Source organism: Variovorax sp. P4_B11, from assembly GCF_056402355.1.
On record NZ_JBFUHO010000043.1, the window covers coordinates 18,456 to 38,261 of the forward strand.

Annotated in this window: 15 protein-coding genes; 10 read left to right on the top strand and 5 right to left on the bottom strand. The window is 69.2% G+C overall.

What is annotated here, in order from left to right; genetic code table 11:
• Both AC1DYD_RS28985 and mgtA read left to right on the top strand, forming a co-directional pair.
• Complete coding sequence (locus AC1DYD_RS28985) at positions 1-672, top strand: hypothetical protein (RefSeq protein ID WP_478176207.1); 672 nt, start codon at positions 1-3, stop codon at positions 670-672.
• A gap of 105 nt (positions 673-777) precedes the next feature.
• Positions 778-3,354, top strand: a complete 2,577-nt coding sequence (mgtA, locus tag AC1DYD_RS28990; RefSeq protein ID WP_478176208.1) for a magnesium-translocating P-type ATPase — start codon at positions 778-780, stop codon at positions 3,352-3,354.
• A gap of 7 nt (positions 3,355-3,361) precedes the next feature.
• Here the strand turns inward: mgtA and AC1DYD_RS28995 are convergent, their stop codons facing one another.
• The 5 genes from AC1DYD_RS28995 to AC1DYD_RS29015 are packed head-to-tail and all read right to left on the bottom strand — an operon-like array spanning position 3,362 to position 9,200.
• Positions 3,362-5,092 carry an acetyl/propionyl/methylcrotonyl-CoA carboxylase subunit alpha gene (locus AC1DYD_RS28995; RefSeq protein WP_478176209.1) on the bottom strand — a complete coding sequence of 577 codons (1,731 nt, stop codon included), beginning with the start codon at positions 5,090-5,092 and terminating at the stop codon, positions 3,362-3,364.
• Positions 5,089-6,699, bottom strand: a complete 1,611-nt coding sequence (locus tag AC1DYD_RS29000; RefSeq protein ID WP_478176249.1) for a 5-oxoprolinase subunit B/C family protein — start codon at positions 6,697-6,699, stop codon at positions 5,089-5,091. The genes AC1DYD_RS28995 and AC1DYD_RS29000 overlap by 4 nt, the downstream gene beginning before the upstream one ends.
• Positions 6,699-7,499, bottom strand: a complete 801-nt coding sequence (locus AC1DYD_RS29005) for a LamB/YcsF family protein (protein WP_478176210.1) — start codon at positions 7,497-7,499, stop codon at positions 6,699-6,701. The genes AC1DYD_RS29000 and AC1DYD_RS29005 overlap by 1 nt, the downstream gene beginning before the upstream one ends.
• A gap of 10 nt (positions 7,500-7,509) precedes the next feature.
• Positions 7,510-8,466, bottom strand: coding sequence for a DUF979 domain-containing protein (locus AC1DYD_RS29010; protein WP_478176211.1), 957 nt, complete (start codon positions 8,464-8,466; stop codon positions 7,510-7,512).
• Between the two features lie 2 nt (positions 8,467-8,468).
• Positions 8,469-9,200: a DUF969 domain-containing protein gene (locus tag AC1DYD_RS29015; protein ID WP_478176212.1), complete on the bottom strand. Its 732-nt coding sequence runs from the start codon at positions 9,198-9,200 to the stop codon at positions 8,469-8,471.
• 190 nt (positions 9,201-9,390) lie between these two features.
• Between AC1DYD_RS29015 and AC1DYD_RS29020 the strand changes: the two genes are divergently transcribed.
• The 8 genes from AC1DYD_RS29020 (at position 9,391) to AC1DYD_RS29055 (ending at position 19,795) form a co-directional block, all read left to right on the top strand.
• A complete protein-coding gene (locus tag AC1DYD_RS29020; RefSeq protein ID WP_478176213.1) occupies positions 9,391-10,098 on the top strand; it encodes a GntR family transcriptional regulator in 708 nt (235 codons plus the stop codon).
• A 70-nt stretch (positions 10,099-10,168) separates the two neighbouring features.
• A complete protein-coding gene (locus AC1DYD_RS29025) occupies positions 10,169-13,063 on the top strand; it encodes an adenosylcobalamin-dependent ribonucleoside-diphosphate reductase (RefSeq protein WP_478176214.1) in 2,895 nt (964 codons plus the stop codon).
• 109 nt (positions 13,064-13,172) lie between these two features.
• Positions 13,173-13,295 carry a hypothetical protein gene (locus tag AC1DYD_RS29030; protein WP_478176215.1) on the top strand — a complete coding sequence of 41 codons (123 nt, stop codon included), beginning with the start codon at positions 13,173-13,175 and terminating at the stop codon, positions 13,293-13,295.
• A gap of 222 nt (positions 13,296-13,517) precedes the next feature.
• Entirely contained in the window at positions 13,518-14,066 is a 549-nt protein-coding gene (locus AC1DYD_RS29035) for a hemerythrin domain-containing protein (protein WP_478176216.1), read from the top strand.
• A gap of 85 nt (positions 14,067-14,151) precedes the next feature.
• Positions 14,152-16,014, top strand: a complete 1,863-nt coding sequence (locus AC1DYD_RS29040) for a type IV pili methyl-accepting chemotaxis transducer N-terminal domain-containing protein (protein ID WP_478176217.1) — start codon at positions 14,152-14,154, stop codon at positions 16,012-16,014.
• 5 nt (positions 16,015-16,019) lie between these two features.
• A complete protein-coding gene (locus AC1DYD_RS29045) occupies positions 16,020-16,694 on the top strand; it encodes a response regulator (protein WP_478176218.1) in 675 nt (224 codons plus the stop codon).
• A 164-nt stretch (positions 16,695-16,858) separates the two neighbouring features.
• Positions 16,859-18,115: an MFS transporter gene (locus tag AC1DYD_RS29050; RefSeq protein ID WP_478176219.1), complete on the top strand. Its 1,257-nt coding sequence runs from the start codon at positions 16,859-16,861 to the stop codon at positions 18,113-18,115.
• Positions 18,116-18,142: 27 nt separating this feature from the next.
• Positions 18,143-19,795, top strand: a complete 1,653-nt coding sequence (locus AC1DYD_RS29055; protein ID WP_478176220.1) for an MFS transporter — start codon at positions 18,143-18,145, stop codon at positions 19,793-19,795.
• Positions 19,796-19,806 lie beyond the last annotated feature (11 nt).

The following is a 19,806-nucleotide window of genomic DNA, read 5'->3' on the forward strand; positions in this document are numbered from 1 at the left end:
ATGACCGAACGACACCCTGACGCCGTTACGGTGCGCGAGCCGGTGCTGAGTCCGGTGGACCGCGTGTCGGAGATGCTCTTCGGCCTGTTCATGGCGCTCACCTTCGTCGGCGCCGTGTCGGTGGCGGAATCCGGTCGCGAGGATCTCCGGCAGATGTTCGCCGCCGCCCTGGGATGCAACCTGGCCTGGGGCCTGGTCGATGCGGTCATGTACCTGGTGCGCACGATCACCGACCGCGGAAGGTGGCTCACGCTCGTGCGATCCGTGCGCGCGGCGGCGGACCCCGAAGCCGGCCGCCGCCTCATCGCCGGCGCCCTGTCGCGGGTCGGGGCGAGCTTGCTCGAGTCGGAGGAGCTCGAAGCCGCTCGCGGACGCATTCTCGCGCTGGCGTCCGTGCCCGAACGGCCGGCCCTGCTGCGCGACGACCTGCTCGCCGCGCTGGCCATCTTCCTGATCGTGGTCATGGCCACCTTTCCCGTCGTGCTGCCCTTCGTGCTGATCCAGGACATCGGACTGGCGAAGAACATGTCGCGCGCCATCGCACTCGCGATGCTGTTCGTCGGCGGGCTGGCCCTCGGCCGCTACGCGGGCTACGGCAGCTGGAGGGTCGGGTTCGTCATGGCGGGGCTCGGCACCGCGCTCGTGGCCGCGGTCATGGCCCTCGGGGGCTGAGCCACCGGGCCGAAACCAGGGTGCACACTGCACGCGGCTCGGCAGCGGATTCCGTGCCGCTTGTCGACTTCGCGCCACCCCCCTCCTGCTGACCCGCCCCCCTTCATGACCCCCTCCCCCGCACCCTGGTGGCTCGATGCCACGCCACCCGATGTCAAGGGACTGTCCTCAACGCAGGCCGAGGAAGCACTGGCACGTTGCGGCCCCAACAGCTTCGAGGCCGCGAAGAAACTTCCGCTGGCCCTGCAGTTCGTGGCGCGCTTTCGCAACCCGCTCGTGCTGGTGCTGCTCGCGGCCAGCGCCGTCTCGGCGGCGACCGGCGACGTGGCCAACTTCGTCATCATCATGGCGATGGTGCTGCTGAGCGTGATACTGGATTTCGTCCAGGAGCATCGCGCCGGCCGCGCGGCGGAGAAGCTGCGCGAGTCGGTGGCGCTGCGTGCGAGCGTCATCCGGGATGGCCGCACCCAGGACATTCCGGTGGCGGCGATCGTGCCGGGCGATATCGTCCTGCTCTCCGCCGGCGACCGCGTGCCGGCTGACGGCCGGGTGCTGGAAGCACGCGATTTCTTCGTCAACCAGGGCCTGCTGACCGGCGAGTCGTACCCGGTGGAGAAGCATCCCGGCGTGCCGGATCCGGGCGCGACGGAGCTTCAACAGGCGCTCAACGCGGTCTTCATGGGAAGCACCGTAGTGAGCGGCAGCGCCCGCGTGCGGGTCATGGCGACGGGCGCCGCCACGGCGCTCGGCGAAGTGGCGCACAGCATCGAGGCCGAGCCACCGCCCACCGCCTTCGAGGTCGGCATGCACCGCTTCGGCATGCTGCTGATGCGGGTGACGCTGCTGCTGGTGCTCTTCGTGCTGCTGGTCAACCTGATCCTGCACCGGCCGCTGCTGGAGTCCTTCCTGTTCGCCGTCGCGCTGGCCGTCGGCCTGACGCCCGAGCTGCTGCCGATGGTGGTGTCGGTCACGCTCTCGCGCGGCGCGATGCGCATGGCGCAGCGGCGCGTGATCGTCAAGCGCCTGGCCTCGATCGAGAACCTCGGCGCCATGGACGTGCTGTGCACCGACAAGACCGGCACCCTGACCGAGGCCAGGATCAGCCTGGCGCAGTGCGTCGGCGCGGACGGAGGCGACAGCCCGCGCGTGCTGATGCTGGCTCACCTCAACAGCACATTCGAGAGCGGCCTGAAGAGCCCGCTCGACGACGCCATCCTGGCGCACGAGATGGATACCGGTGCCTGGACGAAGATCGACGAAGTGCCTTTCGACTTCGAGCGCCGGCGGGTCTCGGTGCTGGTCGATCGCGGCGATGCGCGCTGGCTGGTGGTCAAGGGCGCGCCGGACGACGTGCTGACCCTGTGCGACCGCCACGAAGACCACGAGGGCCGCTCGCAGGCCCCGCTCGACGCGGCCGCGCGGGAGCGCCTGCGCGCGCGCTGCCACGACCTGGAGCGGCAAGGCCTGCGCGTGCTGGGCGTCGCCTGGCGCGAGGTGCCGCCGGATCATCCGCACGCCGACGTCCGCGACGAAAGCAACCTGGTCTTCGCCGGCTTCGCCGCCTTCATCGACCCGCCCAAGCCCGGCGCCGCGGAGGCGCTGGCCGCCCTCGCGAAAAGCGGAGTCGCCGTGAAGATCGTCAGCGGCGACAGCGAACTCGTGACCCAGCACCTGTGCGCCCTGCTCCACCTGCCGGTGACGGGCGTGCTCACCGGCCAGGAAATTGCGCACATGGACGAGGCCGCGCTGCGCGCGCGGGTGCGCACGACCACCCTGTTCTGCCGCGTCAATCCGGCGCAGAAGAACCGAATCGTCCTGGCGCTGAAGGCGCGCGGCCTGGTGGTCGGCTACCTGGGCGACGGCATCAACGATGCGCCGCCGCTGCGCTCGGCCGATGTCGGGCTCACGGTCGATACCGCGGTCGACGTCGCGCGCGAGGTGGCGGACATGGTCATGCTCGAGCACGACCTGGCGGTGCTGCACGAGGGCGTGCTGGAGGGCCGACGGACCTTCGGAAACGTCATGAAGTACATCATGATGGGCACCAGCTCCAACTTCGGAAACATGCTGAGCATGGCCGGCGCCTCGTTGTTCCTGCCCTTCCTGCCGCTGTTGCCGACGCAGATCCTGCTCAACAACGTCCTCTACGACCTGTCGGAAGCGGCGATTCCCCTCGACCGCGTCGACGCCGAGGACCTGCACCGGCCGCGCACGCTGGACATGGGGTTCATTCAGCGCTACATGTGGCTCTTCGGACTGATCAGCTCGGCCTTCGATGCACTGACCTTCTGGCTCCTGCTGCGGATCCTGCACGCGGATGTCGGCCTGTTTCGCACCGGTTGGTTCGTCGAATCGCTGGTGACCCAGGTGCTGGTGATCTTCGTCATCCGCACGCGGGGAAGACCCTGGACCAGCCGACCCAGCGCCGTGCTGAGCGCGGCGTCGCTGGCGGTCGTGGCTTCGGCCGTAGTGCTGCCCTACACCCCGGTAGGCCGGCTTTTCGACTTCGAGCCGTTGCCCGCGGCCTTTCTCGCCTGGCTGGCCGGGATGGTGGCGGCCTACCTGATCCTGGTCGAGGCCGCCAAGCGATTCTTCTACCGGCACCTGGCGGATCGCCCCCGGCGCCGGGCGCCTCGCGAAGCACGGCCGGACGCCCCGGCCCGCCCGTTGAAGTCGTCTTGAGCGCTCTTCAGTGGATCAGCGCGATCGCCACGCCCGCGGCGACGTAGTCGCCCTGCGCCGACTGGAGGACGATGCGCCCGGCGCGGTGAGCCGTCACCTGCAGCTCCATCTTCATGGCTTCCATGGATGCGATCGCGTCGCCCTTCGCGACCGTGTCGCCGTCGGCCACCTGCCACGATTGGAGGGTGCCGGCAATCGGTGCGGGAACACCGGCGGGGTCCGCCGCGACCGCGGCATCGACAGCCACGGGCGACTCGCCGCCGCCCGCGGACTGCATCCCGCGCAGCAGTTCCGCCGGCAGGCCCAGCGCCATTCGGCGGCCATCGATCTCCAGCGCCGTGCGCACCAGCGAGACCTCCGCCAGCGGCTCGGGCCGCACCGCCGCGGCCAGCACGTTCGCGAAATCCGTCTCGATCCAGCGGGTGTGCACCTTGAAGGCCTCGGCGGAGACGAAGTCGGCGTGCTCCATCACCGCGCGGTGGAACGGCAGGACCGAGGGCACGCCTTCGATGCGGAACTCCCTGAGCGCACGCCGGGCGCGGGCGATCGCCTGCGCGCGCGTGGCACCGGTGACGATCAGCTTGGCCATCAGCGAGTCGAAAGTGCCCGGCACCGTCGAGCCCGACTGCACGCCGGTGTCGACGCGCACGCCGGGGCCCGAGGGCGCCTCGAACAGGCGCACCGGGCCGGGCGCCGGCAGAAAACCGCGGCCGACGTCTTCGGCGTTGATGCGGAACTCGAAGGCGTGGCCGCGCGGCACCGGCGTCTCGGTGACCGACAGCGGCAGGCCGTCGGCAATGCGCAGCTGTTCGACCACCAGGTCGATGCCCGCGGTCTCCTCGGTCACCGGATGCTCCACCTGCAACCGCGTGTTGACCTCCAGGAAGGAGATCGTGCCCGAAGGGCTGAGCAGGAACTCCACCGTTCCGGCACCGACGTAGCCGGCGCGCATGCAGACATCGCGCGCGGCCTGGTGGATGCGCTCGCGCTGGGCATCGCTGAGAAACGGCGCCGGCGCCTCTTCCACCAGCTTCTGGTTGCGCCGCTGCAGCGAGCAGTCCCGCGTGCCGAGCACCACCACGTGCCCGTGCGTGTCGGCGATGACCTGCGCCTCGACATGGCGCGGACGGTCGAGGAACTGTTCGACGAAGCACTCGCCGCGGCCGAACGCGGTGACCGCCTCGCGCACCGCCGATTCGTAGAGGTCGGCGACCTCGTCGAGGCGCCACGCGACCTTGAGCCCGCGGCCGCCGCCGCCGAAGGCCGCCTTGATGGCGATCGGCAGGCCGTTCTTTTCGGCGAAGGCCACGACCTCCTGCGCGTCGCGCACGGGATCCGAGGTGCCCGCGACCAGCGGCGCGCCGGCCTGCAGCGCGATCTTGCGGGCCTGCACCTTGTCGCCCAGCGCCTCGATGGCGGCGGGCGGCGGGCCGATCCAGGCCAGCCCGGCGCCGATGACGGCGCGCGCGAAGCCCGCGTTCTCCGACAGGAAGCCGTAGCCCGGATGCACCGCGTCGGCCCCGCAGCGCGCGGCCACGGTCAACAGCTTGTCGATGTTCAGGTAGGTGTCGGCCGGGCGCTGGCCGTCGAGGCCATACGCCTCGTCAGCCATGCGCGCATGCATCGCGTCGAGGTCGGCATCGGCGTACACGGCGACCGACTGCACGCCGTAGTCGGCACAGGCGCGCACGATGCGCACGGCGATCTCGCCGCGGTTGGCAATCAGGACTTTTTTCATGGGGTGTCTCTCGAGACGGAAAGGGTGGTCGGACGGAAGGCGCGGATCGGGTTGAAGCGCACGCTGGCGCCGATCGGGATCTGCCCGGCGCGGTCGAGGTGGTACGGGGCCACGGCGCCGATCACCGGGTAGCCGCCGGTCAACGGATGGTCGGCCAGGAACAGCACCGGCTGCCCGCTCGGCGGCACCTGGATGGCGCCCGGCGCCGTGCCTTCGCTCGGCAGTTCGCCGGGATTGGCGCGCGCCAGCGGCTGTTCGCCCGCCAGGCGCAGCCCGACGCGATTGGACTGCGGCGTCACGCTCCACGACTGGCTCGCGAGCAGCGCGATCGCCTCGGGCGTGAACCAGTCGGTGCGCGGGCCCATCACGACGTCGAGCACGACGACGCCCCCTGCGGTGGGCAGGTCGGCGGGCGCCGGTTCGGGCAGGCCGACCACGGCGCCGCGCGCCACCGGTCGCACGCCCAGCAGGTCGCCGGCCTGGACCGGCGGCGGCCCGACGTGGGCGAGCGTGTCGGTCGAGCAGCTGCGCAGCACCGGCGCCACGGCGAAACCGCCGCGCAGCGCGAGGTACGAGCGGATGCCGGCGACCGGCTCGCCGAGCGTCACGGTGTCGCCGTCTGACAGCGCCACGGCTTCGTAGCGGCGCAGGTTCAGCGCGGCGCCGGCAGCGGTCAGCAGGCGAACCGGCGCGTCGGCGCCGGTGAAGGCCGCCACGGCCTCGCCGCGGCAGACGAACTGGAAGCCGCCATAGACGAGTTCCAGGCAGGCCGTGTCGGCGGGATTGCCGACCAGCCGGTTGGCTGCGCGCAAGGCGCCCGGGTCCATGGCGCCCGAGGCCGACACGCCCTGCCCGGCCTGGCCATGCCGGCCCAGGTCCTGGAACAGGGCCTGCAGGCCGGTGGCCAGCACCTGCAGCGCGGCGGCGCCGCGCTCGACAGCAACGGCCGGTTCGGCCGGCGCGATTCGCGGCGTCGGCGGGGCCGGCAAGCGCCGTCCGGAGACATCGACGAAGCGCACCTTGAAGCCGGGCTGCAGCAGCGCCGGCACCTCGCGGTCCAGGTCCCACATCGGCGTCGCGGTCACGCCGATGATCTGCCAGCCGCCCGGACTGGCCTGCGGATAGACGCCGCTGAACGGGCCCGCGAGCCCGACGGCGCCGGCCGGGATGCGGGTGCGCGGCGTCGTGCGGCGCGGCACGTTCAGGCTCGGATGTCCGCCGCTCAGGTAGGCGAAGCCCGGCGCGAAGCCGGTGAAGGCGACCGTGTAGTCGCTGCCGGCGTGGCGGCGGATCAGTTCCTCGCGCGAGATCCCCAGCATCTGCGCCACCGCCTCGAGGTCCTCGCCCTGGTAGTCGACGGGAATCTCGATCCGCGTGGCCGCGCGCGCCACCGGCGTGTGCAAGCCGCGGCCGCCGATGCGCGCAACGAGCGCTTCGTGCGACACCATCGTGGGGCGATAGCGAACCAGGAGGGTGCGCGCCGCGGGCACCAGTTCCTCGATGCCGGCGATGGGCTCGGCCTGCAGCGATGCGAGCAGGGCCAGCGTCTGCGCCAGGTCGTCGAGCTCGACCATCAGCGCATCCAGGTTGACGGGCAGGAATCGCATCATCGCGTTGTGCCTCCGGCTTCGGCTTCGGCTTCGGCTTCGGCATCAACAAAGGGGCGAATGGCCACGCCCGAGCGCTCGAGCAGGCTGCGCACCTGCCGCGCCATCTCGACCGCGCCGGGGCTGTCGCCATGGACGCAGATCGAATCGGCCTGGATGCGCACCCTGCTGCCGTCGATGGCCTCGACCACGCCCTCGGCCGCGAGGCGCAGCATGCGCGCCGCCACCGCCTGCGGATCGTGCAGCACGGCGCCCTTCTCGCGGCGCGACACCAGCGATCCGTCCGGCATGTAGGCGCGATCGGCAAAGGCCTCGGCGACGGTGCGCAGCCCGCTCGCCCGGGCCCAGCCGAGCAGCGGCGAGCCGGCCAGGCCGACCAGCGCCAGCCCGGGATCGATCGCGCGGATGGCGGCGATGACGTCGCGCGCCTGGCGCGGGTCGTGCGCGATGGTGTTGTAGAGCGCGCCATGCGGCTTGACGTAGCGCACCGCGGTGCCCGCGGCGGTCGCCAGGCCCTGGAGCGCACCGATCTGGTAGATCACGTCCGCCACCAGGTCGGCGCTGGCCAGGTCCATGTTGCGGCGGCCGAAGCCGGCGAGGTCGGGGTAGGCGACGTGGGCACCGACCACCACGCCGAGCGCCTGCGCGCGGCGCAGCGTCTGCAGGATGCCGGCGGCGTCGCCGGCATGGAAGCCGCAGGCCACGTTGGCGCTGCTCACGATGCCGAGCATCGCCTCGTCGTCGCCCATGCGCCAGGCGCCCAGGCTCTCGCCGAGGTCGCTGTTGAGGTCCATCTTCATCGCGGCAACCTCAGCGGAACATCAGGAAGTACAGCAGGAACACGTTGCAGGTCAGCAGCGTGAGCGCCGTCGGCACCTGGGCGCGGATCACGGCGTTCTTGTCGGGCAGTTCCAGCAAGGCCGCGGGCACGATGTTGAAATTGGCCGCCATCGGCGTCAGCAGCGTGCCGCAGTAGCCCGAGAGCATGCCGATGGCGGCCATCACCGCCGGGTTGCCGTGGTACATGCCGACCAGGATCGGCACGCCCACGCCGCCGGTCATCACCGGGAAGGCCGCGAAGCCGTTGCCCATGATGACGGTGAACAGCGCCATGCCGACCACGTACACGGCGACGGCGAAGAAGCGCACGTCCATGTTGATGTAGCTGGTCGTGATGTGGGCCACGGCCTTGCCCACGCCGGCGTCGGAGAACACCAGCCCCAGCATGCCGAGCATCTGCGGCAGCACCAGCGCCCAGCCGAGCGCATCGGTGAGGCGGCGCGACTCGCGGATGCCCTGCACCGGCGTTTCCCTGGTGAGCAGGCAGGCCAGTCCGAGCGCGAAGAGGCAGCCGATGCCCAGGCTCACCAGGGTGGTGTTCTTCGGGTCGAGCAAGGGCGTGCCGCCGAACACGAGGTACTTGGCCGACAGGGTGCCGACCATCGTGACCAGCGGGATCGCCAGCGCCGGAATGAACAGCTTGTTGCCCAGGCGCCTGGCGCTGGCCGCGTAGTCGGCCGCGCTGCGATCGCTCTGGCGGCCGACGCCGACACCGCCGAAGGCGGCGATCAGCGCCATCACCACGACGCCGACGCCGACCCAGACCGGCGGCACCTGGTCGCCGACCAGGAACACCAGCGAATAGAGGCCCCAGAAGAAGGCGCTCGAATAGCGCTTGGGATGCTGGCGGTCCCTGAGCGTCATCAGCGCCGTGATGGCGAGGATGGCGCCGACCAAATAGTAGAGGTGAACGATCGAGAGCGTCATGATCAGGCGCCCTTCACGGCGACGAGGCCGTCAGCGGCGGGCGCATCGGCGCCGAGTTCGCGCGCCAGCATCCGGTCGAGCCGGCGCAGCCGCCAGGCATGGATCAGGAAGGCACAGGTGGCGGTCGGGATGCCCCACAACGCGACATGGATCGGCTCGACGTCGACGCCGGCCTCGCGCAGGAAGGTGGTCATCAGCACGATGGCGCCGAAGGCCACGAAGATGTCTTCGCCGAAGAACAGGCCGACGTTGTCGGTCGCCGCGGCGTAGGCGCGCAGCTTGTGGCGGATGCGGTCCGGCAGCTTGCCGTAGCGCGCCTCGGCCGCGCCCTCGGCCATCGGGGCCAGCAGCGGCCGCACCATCTGCGGGTGTCCGCCCAGGCTGGTGAGGCCGATCGCGGCCGTCAGCTGCCGGGCGCCCAGGTAGACGATCAGCAGGCGGCCGACCGTCGCCGACTTGATCGTGCTGATCCAGTTCTGCGCGTGCTGGCGCAGCCCGTGCCGCTCCAGCAGCCCGATCACCGCCAGCGGCAGCAGGATGATCAGCGGCAGGTTGCGCGTCTTGATGAAACCGGTGCCGATGGTCGCCAGGATCTTGTCGACCGGGAAGTGAGCGGCCAGGGCGGTCACGATGGCGGTCACGATCACGACCAGCATCGGATTGAAGCGCAGGATGAACCCCGCGATGATGACGGCGACCCCGAACAGGGGCCACAGGTTGATGTCGGTAGGCAAGGCAGTTACTCCTGGATGAAGGGTGGATGACTCAACAGAAGGAATATTCGATTGAGTCAAAGGCATTGGATTGTTGAACAATCCAATGGAAATTGCTTGCAACTTGCGTGCCAATTTCTAAGTAATAACCCGAATGTTGTTGAGCAATGAAGGGGGATCTGGGGGCAACATCGGTTACAACCTGGGGCCAATGAGCCTTGCCACGCCCCCTTCTCCCGCCATCCAGACGCTCAGCGAGCGTGTGGCCGAGCAGCTGCGCCTGAAGATCACCCAGGGTGAGTTCTCGCCGGGCCAGCGGCTGTCGGAGCAGGTCCTGAGCGACAGCCTGGGGATCTCGCGCAACACGCTGCGCGAGGTGTTCCGCATGCTGACCAAGGACGGCCTGGTCAAGCACGCGCCCAATCGCGGGGTGTTCGTGGCCATCCCCAGCATCGCGTCGATCATCGACATCTACCGGGTGCGCCGGCTGATCGAGTGCCAGGCGCTCGCGCAGGCCTACCCTCGCCATCCGGCCAAGAAGAAGATGCGCGAGGCGGTCGAGACTTCGCTGCGCTGCCGCGCCGAGGGCGACTGGCTGGGCGTGGGCACCGCGAACATGGCCTTCCACATGGCCATCGTCGAACTGGCCGACAGCGAGCGGCTGAACCAGCTGTTCGCACCGGTGCTGGCCGAGCTGCGGCTGGCCTTCGGGCTGCTGCGCGATCCCGAGTTCCTGCACGCCCCTTACGTCGACATGAACGTGAAGATCCTGGAGCTGGCGGAAGCCGGCGACTACGCGGGCGCCGCCGCCGCGCTCAACGACTACCTCGTGCACTCCGAGCGCATCGTGCTGGCGGTCTACGCGAGGCACATCAGCGACGCCGGCTGGGAGAACGGGGCCCCGGCAAGCCGCCCGTAGGCGCGGCCATCTGGACGAAGGCCCGGGAGTCGACGCATGATGTGACGCCGTGCTTGCGGACCGAAGGCCCATGACGACAACCGATGCCCTGAAGAATCCGCTGGCGACGCCGGCGCTCCCCGCGCAGCGGATCAGCCAGGAGCTGCTGCTCGAGAAGTACGCCAAGGACGGCGAGCGCAGCATCGACGACGTGCGCCGCCGGGTGGCACGGGCGCTGGCGCAGGCCGAGAAGGCCGAGCTTCGCGCCCTTTGGGAGCCGCGCTTCCTGCAGGCGCTGCAGGACGGATTCCTGCCCGCGGGACGCATCCAGTCGGCGGCCGGAACGGATCTTTCCGCGACCCTGATCAATTGCTTCGTGCAGCCGGTGGGCGACGCCATCTCCGCCGAGGAGGACGGCCATCCGGGCATCTACGTGGCGCTGACCGAAGCCGCCGAAACCATGCGCCGCGGCGGCGGCGTGGGCTATGACTTCTCGCGCATCCGGCCGCGCGGCGCTTGGGTCGCCAGCACCCGGTCGAGCGCATCGGGGCCGGTGTCGTACATGCGCGTGTTCGACCGTTCCTGCGAGACCGTCGAATCCGCGGGTGCGCGGCGCGGGGCGCAGATGGGCGTCCTGCGCTGCGACCATCCCGACATCGAGGCGTTCGTCCATGCCAAGGACCAGGGCGACCTGGCCAACTTCAACATTTCGGTCGCCGTGACCCATGCCTTCATGCAGGCCGTGCAGGACGACCAGCCCTTCGAGCTGGTGCACCGGGCGGCACCCGGACCGCGGCTTCGGGCCGGCGGCGCCCGCCAGCGCGAAGACGGCCTGTGGGTCTATCGGGCGCTGCGCGCCCGCGATCTGTGGGATCAGATCATGCGCTCGACCTACGACCATGCCGAGCCCGGCGTGCTGTTCCTCGATCGCATCAACGAAGACAACAACCTGTCCTATTGCGAGACCCTGGCGGCCACCAATCCTTGCGGCGAACAGCCGCTGCCGGCCTACGGCTGCTGCTGCCTCGGGTCGATCGACCTGACGCGCCTGGTGCGCGCGCCCTTCGCGCCCGACGCGCGCTTCGACGAGGAGGCCTTCGCGCGGCTGGCGGCCGTGGCGGTCCGGATGCTCGACAACGTGCTGGAGATCAGCTTCTGGCCGCTGGAGCGCCAGCACGCGGAGGCCCGCAGCAAGCGGCGCATCGGCCTCGGCTTCACCGGGCTGGGGGATGCGCTGGCGATGCTGAACCTGCGCTACGACAGCGCCGCCGGCCGCGAAGCCGCGCGCCGCATCGCCGAAGTCCTGCGCGACGCCGCGTACGAGGCGTCGATCGACCTGGCGGCCGAGCGCGGCGCCTTTGCGCTCTTCAACGCCGACCTCTACCTGAGCCGCGGCACCTTCGCGTCGCGGCTGCCGGGCCCGCTCGTCGCACGCATCCGGGCCGGCGGGATCCGCAACTCGCACCTGCTGTCGATCGCGCCCACCGGCACCATCAGCCTGGCCTTCGCCGACAACGCGAGCAACGGGATCGAGCCGGCCTTCTCCTGGACCTACACCCGGCGCAAGCGCACGCCCGAAGGCACCTGGGAGGAGCACGTGGTCGAGGACCATGCATGGCGCCTGTTCCGGCAACTGAAGGGCGCGGACGCACCGCTTCCCCCGGCCTTCGTGACCGCGCTGCAGATGAGCGCCCAGGCCCATGTGGAGATGGTCGCCGCAGTGGCGCCCCTGGTCGACACCGCCATTTCGAAGACGGTCAACGTGCCGGCGGACTATCCCTACGCGGACTTCAAGGACCTGTACCTGCGGGCCTGGCGCTCGGGGCTCAAGGGCCTGGCCACCTACCGGCCCAACGCCGTGCTCGGCGCCGTCCTGAGCCCCGAGGGCGGCCCGCTCGCGCAGGAGCCCATGGCGGTCGATGCCGGCCCGCTGAACGCGCGCCTGATCCTCGAGCGCATGCCGCGGCCGGTGCTGGCGTCGCTGCGCTGGCCCGGGCGTCCGGAGCTGCCGGCGGGCAACGCCGCCTGGTCCTACATGGTCCGGCACCCGCACGGCGAATTCGCGCTCTTCGTCGGCGAGTTGTCGGAGGGCGGCAAGCCGGCGCCTTTCGAGGCCTGGGTCAACGGCGTCGAGCAGCCGCGCGGCCTCGGCGCGCTGGCCAAGACCCTGTCGATGGACCTGCGCGCGAAGGATCCGACCTGGGTGCGGCTCAAGCTGGAGCTGCTGGCCACGGTGCAGGAGGAGCGCGCATTCGAGATGCCCTTCCCGCCGCACGGGGAGCTGCGCCAGTTTCCCGGCGTCGTGGCGGCCACCGCGGCGGTGATCCGCTGGCGCTGCGAGCAGCTGGGCCTGTGGCAGGACGAGGGGGACCCGCCGAGCCCGGTGATCGATGCCCTGTTCAGCCGCGGCGAGCCGCAGACCGGCCCGAACGGAACCCTCGCCTGGGCGGTCGACATCCACAATCCGGCGAGCGACGAGACCTTCACGCTGACGCTCAAGGAAGTCTGGCTGCCGGACGCCCAGGGCGGCCGCGTCACCCGGCCCTGCGCCATGGGGCTCTCCGGCAACTACCCGAAGGCGCTCGATGGACTGGCCCGCGTGCTGTCGCTCGACATGCGCGTGCTCGATCCGGCGTGGATCGGCATGAAGCTGCGCAAGCTGCTCAACTACGCCGAGCCGCTAGGCCATTTCATGGCCCCCGTGCCGGGCCTGCCGAGCGGCCGCCAGCGCCAGCAGGTCTGGCCGTCGACGGTCGCCTACATGGCACGGCTCATCATCCACCGCTATGCGATGCTGGGCGTGCTGGACGCCAAGGGCTACCCGGTGCAGGCGATGGGCATTCTGCAGGCGCCCGCGCAGACCTCCGACCAGCCCGCGCCGATGCCGGGCGCCCGCTGCCCGGAATGCGGCAACGCCACGATGATCCTCAAGGACGGCTGCGACTTCTGCACGGCCTGCGGCCACCTGGGCGGCTGCGGCCACTGAAGCCGGACCCGGCGAGCGGGTCGATTCCTCGGCTCGCCGGCACGTGACTCCCGGCGCTGGATCAAGCCATGCGCGGCGCGCTCCCCGACCCTCGATCGGCGGCGCGAAGGTGCGCGAGGAACCATGCGCAAGCCAACCCGGCGACGACCTCCAGCGCGGCGTGCTCGCACCGAACAAGCCGGTCGACTGGCTGCCACGGGAAGGCAAGGCATCGAGCGCCTCGATCACCTGAATGCAGTCTGCGCCCTGGCGCGGGATCCCGATTTGCGCTGGCGCAAAGAGCGGCGGCCGGACGCCGCGCCACCGATTGGGTGGAAATAGTGTGAGCGATCGTTAACAGACCGCCGGGCAGCCTTGTGCTGCCTGCCAGATTTCCTATGCTGTCCGATGAGGCTCGGCGCAGCAGCCAACCACACACACTGGACGAGCTCCAAACGATCGAAGGGGGCCTCGCATGCTGGCGTCAGAATGCACATGGATCGTCTTGCGGGCCGAGCACACCCGCATCCGCGGGTTGCTGGATCAGATCCGCGCGGCATTGAACGCCGATGCCTGGAAGCGTCATCGAATCACGGCCCGGCCCCTCGAGCTCGTCGACCGCCTCCAGACCTTCGACGAGGCCACGCATCGGCCCAAAGGCGTGGTTCTGCTCGACATCCTGCGCGGCAGGTCCGCGGAGGCCGACGAACTGCTGGACGGGCTGGAACTCGATCGCAAGCGCTGCGACGCCTTGCTCGCCCAGGCAAAGGCCGCACTGCGCCTCGTCGAATCGGGGGATGCGGATGCCATCGATGCGGTTGAAACCCTGCTGTCCGAGCATGCCCGATTGATGCGTGGCCATCTGGAGCGGGAGGACACGCTGTTGCACCTTCAGATGGATCTCTTGCTCACTCGCGAGGAGTGGGCGACCGTGGTGTCGGGGATGTCTGTCGCCATGCGCACGGCAAAGGGCATCGACAGCAGGCCGCGGACAACGAATCTCTACGATCTCGATACCCTGTGAGCTCGCCGCAGGCGCATCGAAGTCCTGCGCCACTCATTGATCTGCCTCAAGCAAAGTGCGCGGGTGCGAGGCTATTCTGGTTCGCATGAAATCGACGCCGCAGTGGTCCCTCGGCGCCAAGCTCGGCCTGGCCGCCGCGCCCTTTCTCTTCATCGCGATGTGTTCGATCGGCGCCCTGCTATGGATGTCGTGGCAGATCGAGGGGGGCGCAGCATCCGTCAACGAGGCCGGACGCATGCGCATGCAGGCCTACCGCATGGCGCTATCGGCCGGCACTGCCGACACGCAGGCGTTGCCGGGGCAGCTCGCCGAATTCGATCGCGCCATTCAGTTGCTGCGGCTCGGCGATCCGGAGCGGCCCTTGTTCGTGCCATGGGACGACCAGGTCCGCCTGCGATTCTCGGAGGTCGAGCGCGAGTGGGCCAGGTTCCGCTCCCTTCTCGCAGACGCACCCGGACCCGAGGCCGCGAGGGCGCTGGGCCGGAACGCCGCGGATTTCGCGTCCCACGTCGACATGTTCGTTGCCGCCATCGAGTCTCATCTGTCACGCTGGACGTCGATCATGCACCTGCTTCAGGTCGCCATGCTGGGCATGGCGCTGATCGGCGCGGCAACATTGGTCCACATGGGATACCGCTTCATCCTCGAGCCGGTGGGCCTGCTCAAGCAAGCGATCCATCGCATCCAGGCCGGCGACTTCGGCGCCCGCGTGGATTGCGCCACCACGGACGAGTTCGGCACGCTGAGCGCGGGCTTCAACGGCATGGCCGGGCAGTTGCAATCGATGTACCGAAACCTCGAGAGCCGCGTGCAGGAGAAGACGGCACTGCTGGAGGAAGAGCGCGAACGCCTGGAAAGCCTCTACGAGATCACCACGCTGGTCAACAGGGCCACCACGCTCGACGAGGTGGCGCAGGGATTCACGCGGGAGTTCGCGCGCATCGCCCGGGCCGACGGCGTCGCCTTGCGCTGGTCGGACGAGAGCAACAGCCGCTACCTCATGCTCGCCTCGCAAGGGTTGCCGACGGCCATGGTCGAGGCCGAGCGCTGCGTGAAGGCGGACGCCTGCCACTGCGGTACGCCAGCCGCGCCCCAAGGCGCCCGCGTGATCCCGATCCGGGCCATGGCGCCGGCTCGCATGCGCCATTGCGAGCAGGCAGGCTTCGAGACCGTGGTGGCGGTGCCGATCCGGCTCCACGACCGGTTGATGGGCGAGGTGGACCTCTTCTTCCACGCGCGGGTCGCCGTCTCCGAGGCCGAGCGCTCGCTCTTCGAATCCCTGACGGTCCATCTTGCGGGCGCCATGGAGAACCTCAGGCTCAACGCACTCGGCCTGGAGGCGGCCATCTCGGAGGAGCGCGGCTTCCTGGCGCGGGAGCTGCACGACTCCATCGCCCAGGCGCTCGCTTTCCTGAAGATCCAGGTGCAGCTGATGCGGGATTCGATGGCCAGCGGCGATGAACAGCAGGCGCAGCACGTGCTGGACGAGATCGATGTCGGCGTGCGCGAGTGCTATGGCGACGTCCGCGAACTGCTCCTCCACTTCCGCACCCGGGCCAATGCCGAAGACATCGAGCCCGCGCTGATGACGACGCTGCGCAAGTTCGAGCACCAGACCGGCCTGAAGGCCAGCCTGCAGATGCTGGGACAGGGCATGCCGCTGGAGCCCGCGACGCAGATCCAGGTGCTGCACATCGTGCAGGAGGCCTTGTCCAATATCCGCAAGCATGCCCGCGCCTCCCACGTGTGGCTCGATGTCCAGCAGCAGCCGCAATGGCGGCTGGAGGTACGGGACAACGGCCGAGGCTTCGCGACCGAAGCCGGGGCGGTCAACGAAACAAGCGTCGGCCTTCGCATCATGGCGGAGCGCGCGCAGCGCATGGGCGCCAGCCTGGAGGTATCTTCGAGGCTGGGCCACGGCAGTTCCGTGGTTCTGACCTTGCCTTGAACACCTTGACCTGCAAAATCCGAATCCTGGTCGTCGACGACCACACGCTTTTCCGTCGCGGGCTCACCGCGCTCCTGCAGCGGGATGCGGAGTTCGAAGTCGTCGGCGACGCCGCGGATGCCGGCGAGGCTCAGCGGCGCGCGCAGGCCTTGCAGCCCGACGTGATCCTGCTCGACAACCATCTGCCCGGCGTCACCGGCGTCGATGCGCTGCCGGCCCTGCGCGAGGCCGCACCGGCAGCGCGCGTGCTGATGCTGACCGTGAGCGAAGACGCCGAAGACCTCGCCGGCGCCCTGCGTGGCGGCGCTTGCGGCTACCTGCTGAAGACGGTGGAGGGCGAGGTGCTGTCCGCAGCCATCCGGCGCGCCATGCGCGGCGAGAGCGTGGTCGCGGAAGAAATGACCAGCAAGCTGGTGGATGCCTACCGGACCGCGGCGGCGCCGCGCCCGGCGGCGGTGGCCGAGCCGGAGGTGCCTGCTTCCGCCGTCGATTCGCWGTCGCCGCGCGAGCAGGAGATCCTCGGCAAGATCGCCCGGGGCCAGGGCAACAAGGAGATCGCCCGCGCGCTCGGCATTGCCGAAACCACCGTGAAGATCCACGTGCAGCACATCCTGCGCAAGCTCGATGTGAGTTCGCGCGTGCAGGCTGCCGTTATCGCAGTCGCGCACGGCCTGGGTTGATCCAGCGCAAGCGCCTCGCACTCTCCCGCGTCGGTAGTTCTTCATGACGATGCGGCGCGTGCGCCGCATCGTCACTGTGCCTCCGGCCGGCAGTCACTCCGGAGGATGCCGCCGAAGGCGTCCGATCCCTAGAGTCCTCTCATGCACAACGAGCGGACGCGACAATGAGCAAGAAGAGCCAGGCCCTGGCGGTCCTGATGGTCAGCACGCTGGCATTCACCGTGTGCTTCATGGTGTGGATGATGTTCGGCGTGATCGGCATTCCGATCAAGAAAACGCTGGGCCTCAACGCCACCGAGTTCGGCCTGCTGACCGCCATGCCGGTGCTGACCGGATCGCTGGTCCGCGTGCCCCTGGGCATCTGGACCGACAAGTACGGCGGCCGCATCGTCATGACGCTGCTGATGGCCGTCACCGTGCCGGCGATCTGGCTCATGAGCTACGCCACCGCCTACTGGCATTTCCTGCTGATCGGCCTGTTCGTGGGACTGGCCGGCGGTTCCTTCTCGGTCGGCACGCCCTATGTCGCACGCTGGTTTCCCAAGAACCAGCAGGGCTTCGCGATGGGCATCTACGGCGCCGGCAACTCGGGCGCGGCCGTCAACAAGTTCGTCGCGCCGGCGCTGGTGGTGGCTTTCGGATGGGCCATGGTGCCGCAGGTCTACGCGGCCGTCATGCTCGGCGCGATGCTCCTGTTCTGGCTGTTCAGCGCCAGCGACCCCGCGCACCTGGTGCCGAGCAACACCCGATTCGTCGACCAGCTGCGGGCGCTGAAGGACCCGAAGGTCATCAAGTACTGCCAGTACTACAGCATCGTCTTCGGCGGCTATGTCGCGCTGAGCCTCTGGATGGTGCAGTACTACATCGGCGAGTTCGGCCTCGACATCCGCGTGGCCGCGCTGCTGGCCGCCTGCTTCTCGCTGCCGGGCGGCGTCTTGCGCGCGGTGGGCGGATGGCTCAGCGACCGCTACGGCGCGCACCCGGTCACCTGGTGGGTGATGTGGGTGAGCTGGATCTGCCTGTTCCTGCTGAGCTATCCGCAGACCGACTTCACGGTGGCGACCGTGGACGGGCCGAAGACCTTCCACCTTGGCCTGAACGTCTATGCCTTCACCGGCCTGATGTTCCTGCTCGGCATCGCCTTCGCCTTCGGCAAGGCGTCGGTGTTCAAGTACATCGCCGACGAATTCCCGTCGAACATCGGCACCGTCAGCGGCATCGTCGGCCTGGCCGGCGGCCTGGGCGGCTTCGTCCTTCCGATCATGTTCGGCGCGCTGATGGACATCACCGGCATCCGTTCCAGCGCCTTCATGCTGATGTACGGCGTGGTCTGGGTCTCGCTGATCTGGATGTACTGGACCGAGGTGCGCGGCACCGAAGTGATGGGCAAGCGCGCACGGGCCTTCAGCCTCAAGGGCTGATCCCACCAACCTCCGCAGGCACCCTTCATGAACACATCTCCACTTCAAGGCACGGCACCGCGCCCCACCGGCGGCACCGACATCCCCGACTGGCGTCCGGAGGACGAGGCCTTCTGGGAATCCACCGGCAAGCGCATCGCCTACCGAAATCTCTGGATCTCGGTCCCCTGCCTGCTGTGCGGCTTCGCGATCTGGGGCATGTGGGGAATCATCACGGTGCAGATGCTGAACCTGGGCTTCCCGTTCAGCCAGGCCGAGCTGTTCTCCCTGACCGCCATCGCGGGCCTGGCCGGCGCGACGATGCGGATCCCGGCCTCGTTCCTGATCCGCCTCGCGGGCGGGCGCAACACCATCTTCCTCACGACCGCGATGCTGCTGGCCCCCGCCATCGGCACCGGCATCGTGCTGCAGCACAAGGACTGGCCGCTCTGGGCCTTCCAGCTCATGGCGCTCTGGTCGGGCGTGGGCGGCGGCAACTTCGCGAGCTCGATGTCGAACATCAGCACCTTCTTTCCGAAGCGGCTGCAGGGCACGGCCCTGGGGCTCAATGCCGGCCTCGGCAATTTCGGCGTCACCAGCATGCAGATCGTGATCCCGCTGGTCATGACGGTGGGCTTGTTCGGCGCCTTCGGCGGAGAGCCGATGACGCTGGTGAAGGACAGCGGCTGGATCTTCGGCAAGATCCTGGCCGGCACGCCGACCTGGATCCAGAACGCCGGCTTCGCCTGGCTGCTGTCCCTGGTTCCGCTGGCGGCCGTGTGCTGGTTCGGCATGAACAACCTGAAGACGGTGTCGCCCGACACCGGCGGCACCCTCGTCGCCTTTCTCAAGATCATCTGGCTCTACACGCTGTCCTTCGTGCCTGCGGGCGTCGGCCTGTATCTGTACCTGCCGGCGCCGACCGGTTTGGGCCTGCTCAACATGTGGGCGGCCATGCCGCTGATCATCGTCGGCACGCTGCTGATGATGAAAGTCACGGCCTTCGGCACGATGGCCGAAGGCGTCGCCAAGCAGTTCGAGATCTTCCGCAATCGGCACACCTGGGCGCTGACGCTGCTCTACATCGTGACTTTCGGCTCCTTCATCGGCTTCTCGATGGCGCTGCCGCTGTCGATCACGGTGATCTTCGGCATCAGCCATGTGCCGGATGCGGCGGGCGTGATGCAGCACACGCTGAAGAACCCGAATGCGCCCTCGGCCCTGACCTACGCGTGGATCGGCCCTTTCGTCGGCGCCCTGGTGCGGCCGGTCGGTGGCTGGATCTCCGACCGCATCGGCGGCTCGATCGTCACCCAGATCATCTCGGCGGTGATGGTGGCCGCCTCGGTCGCGGTCGGCTACGTGATGCTGCTGGCCTACCGGTCGCCGGCGCCGGAGCAGCACTTCCTGCTGTTCATGGTGCTGTTCGTGGTGCTGTTCACGGCCAGCGGCATCGGCAACGGCTCGACCTTCCGGACCATCGGCGTGATCTTCGACCGCCAGCAGGCCGGTCCGGTGCTGGGCTGGACCTCGGCCGTGGCCGCCTATGGCGCCTTCGTCGCGCCGGTCGTGATCGGCGCGCAGATCAAGGCCGGCACGCCCGAGATCGCCATGTACGGCTTCGCGGCGTTCTACGCCCTTTGCCTCGTTCTCAACTGGTGGTTCTACCTGCGCCCGGCGGCGTACGTGAAGAACCCCTGAGCGCCCTCTTT